This is a genomic window from Paracoccus sp. S4493, assembly GCF_000967735.1.
GTDB lineage: Bacteria > Pseudomonadota > Alphaproteobacteria > Rhodobacterales > Rhodobacteraceae > Paracoccus > Paracoccus marcusii.
Map to the genome: position 1 here is coordinate 1 of NZ_JXYF01000477.1, position 386 is coordinate 386.

1 protein-coding gene is annotated in these 386 nt (G+C 64.5%); it reads left to right on the forward strand.

The window, feature by feature from the left end; translation table 11 throughout:
* Positions 1-386 (forward strand): carboxyl transferase domain-containing protein (locus TW83_RS18595; protein ID WP_045984275.1); only part of this gene is annotated, 386 nt, incomplete at both ends.

Below are 386 nucleotides of genomic sequence, written 5' to 3' on the forward strand. Positions count from 1 at the left end.
CCCGATCCTGACGCTGGTCGACGTTCCGGGCTTTCTGCCGGGGACCGGCCAGGAATATGGCGGCGTCATCAAGCATGGGGCGAAGCTGCTGTTCGCCTATGGCGAGGCGACGGTGCCCAAGGTCACGGTCATCACCCGCAAGGCCTATGGCGGCGCCTATGACGTGATGGCGTCGAAGCATCTGCGCGGCGATTTCAACTATGCCTGGCCCACCGCCGAGATCGCGGTGATGGGCGCCAAGGGCGCGGTCGAGATCCTGTATCGCAGCGAACTGGGCGATGCCGACAAGATCGCCGCCCGCACCAAGGATTACGAGGACCGCTTTGCCAACCCCTTCGTGGCCGCTGAAAAGGGCTTCATCGACGAGGTGATCCAGCCCCGGTCGA